Raw genomic sequence first — 2,390 nt, forward strand, 5'->3', positions numbered from 1 at the left:
CCCCACCGCTGGAGCGCTAGCGCCCCCCGCCGGAGCCGCAGCGGCTCCTTCATCGCCATAGTCCGGCAATGCCGCCCCTCCCGGCCCGGTCAGCAAATACTGACGCCGCTGCGTGTAGGCGTCGCGCACAAACGCGTATTTGTCCAGCGCAGCCTGCGACAGGATATCGGTGGCTCCCAGCAAGTCGGCGCGCGCGCTGATGAAATGTACGCCCCACATCGCGACGCTGGCGTCGAGCGGCAGGTAGGTCGCCGGATTGAGCGGAATACTGGCAATCCAGGTGGTGGAATCGCGCACCGAACTCGGTCCCAGCAGCGGTAACACAAGATAGGCCCCGGCCGGCACGCCGTAATGCCCGAGCGTCAAGCCAAAATCCTGGTTGTGCTTCGGCAAGCCCGACGGCGTGGCCCAGTCGATCAACCCGCCAAGACCAAACGTGGAGTTGAATACGAGGCGCATAAAATCTTCAGCAGCATCGCCAAACTTCAACTGCAGCAGGTTGTTCGCGAAGTTGTTTATATCGCCAATATTCGAAAAGAAATTGCTGATTGCCGTGCGCACCGGCGCCGGCGTGACCTTCACATACGTCGTCGCGATCGGGTGCGCGACGTATCTATCGGCGGCGTCGTTGAACTTGAAGATCGTTCGGTTCATCGGTTCCAGCGGGTCGTTCGCCTTGCGATCGGGCCCGGTGGCGCAGCCGGCAAGCACGAACACTACGGCTATCGCCACGCCGCCCGAAAGCGGTCGACGATTCCTGGCTGTCGGGGGCGTCATTGCGATTGTCATGAGGGACTTTCCTAGTCAGTGGTCGTTACGTACGTTTTAGAAGGAGCTATAGCTCGTCAGCAGCACTTGCGCCCTTGCGGGGTTTCCCCATTAGAACCGGCTGAAAAACCACTGCGCTGACTAGTGTGCAAAATAGCGCCAGCACGAGGAGCCTGCCCATGCTCGACGTGCCCGGGTGATGCGAGAACCACAAACTGCCAAAAGCCGTCGCCGTTGTCGCGGCGCTGAACAAGACGGCGTGCGTAAGACTGGAATGCAGCAAACCCGTCTGTCCGGAACGCCACGCCATCACAAAATAGATCTTGAACGCCACGCCAATACCCAGCATCAGCGGCAACGCGATGATGTTCGCGAAGTTGAGCGGCATGTCGAACACCACGCACAACTCAAGCGTAACGACAGCCGAGACGAGCAAAGGTACCAAAGTTCTCAAAACGTCGCCAATACGGCGCAAAGTCAGCCACAGCAGGACCGCAATGGCAAGCAGCGACAAGGCCGCCGCCTGCTCGAAAGCCTTGATGATCGTCTTGGCCGAGTGCAGCACGGAGATCGGGCCGCCGATCGCGTTCGGTTCGGCTTGCTGCACCGCATTAGCGAAACGGGCCAGCAACTTGTCGTCGTTCTGGTCGATACCCGTCGCTGGCGCTTTCGGCGAGACTTCAACCAGCGCCTGGCCATCGGGGGCGACCCAGCCTTCGGTCATCGTCTTCGGCAGCGACTCGCGCGTGACTAGCGTGGGTTGCAGCAGGTCGCGCATCTGGCCGAGCGCAATGCGCAGCGGGTCGGAAATCGCATGCTCGGCGCGATCGCGTGTGGCGGCGTCGGCCTGGGAGAGCTTCTTGAGCGCGTCTGATAGACGCTGCGCTACTTTATCGCCGGGACCGGGATGTTCGTCGGCAGCGATAGCGAGCGAGTTCGACAAGCGCCGTAATGCAGCGACGCGCACGGCGTCGCTGGCCGGCGGGGCGACCGGCTGGTTCAGCGCAGGCAGCAATTGCGCTGCTGCGATGGCGATCAATGCCAGCTTTTCCGGCTGATCGGCCGGAATCAGCGAGGACAGCGTGGTCGCGCGCTCGACTTCCGGCAGTTTCTCCAGGCGCGCGGCGATCTTGTCGGCGTCCGCCAGCGAGGGCGCGAGTATCTTGACGTCGTTCACGGCGGCTTCGGGCGCGTCCTTGAGCGAGATCAGGGTTGCCATCGACTCGGTCTTCGGGTCCTTCAAATTCAGCGGATTGAAGTCGAAACGCAGGTGAAATAGCAGCGGCGACACGCCGATGATGATCAGCAGCGTGCCAATCAGAACCGGCCGACGATGCCGCGCGAGGTATTTATCGACGGGCGCGAGCTTCGGAAAGCCCGGCGAGCCCGCTTCTCCCACCGGCTTGAGCACTTTGATCAATGCCGGAAACAGCGTCATGTTGGTGATATACGCGACGATCATGCCGACGCCCGCGATTTGCCCGAGTTCCGACACGCCGCGATACGCCGTCGGCAGGAACGAGAAGAAGCTGGCGGCGGTTGCGGCGGCGGCGAGCGTGAGCGGCACGCCCACGTGCCGCGCGGTGCTCACCAGGGCGACATCGAGGCGGTCGTCCTTGAAC

General features: G+C 62.3%; 1 protein-coding gene and 1 pseudogene. Both read right to left on the minus strand.

Annotated features, from left to right (window positions below):
- The coding region (locus tag WCA53_RS06040; RefSeq protein ID WP_423906898.1) for an MlaA family lipoprotein at window positions 1-789 on the minus strand (789 nt) is incomplete at its 3' end.
- A gap of 46 nt (window positions 790-835) precedes the next feature.
- Window positions 836-2,390, minus strand: a pseudogene (locus tag WCA53_RS06045) (MMPL family transporter); the annotation flags it as partial.

Source organism: Caballeronia sp. (genome assembly GCF_049581465.1).
Lineage (GTDB): Bacteria > Pseudomonadota > Gammaproteobacteria > Burkholderiales > Burkholderiaceae > Caballeronia.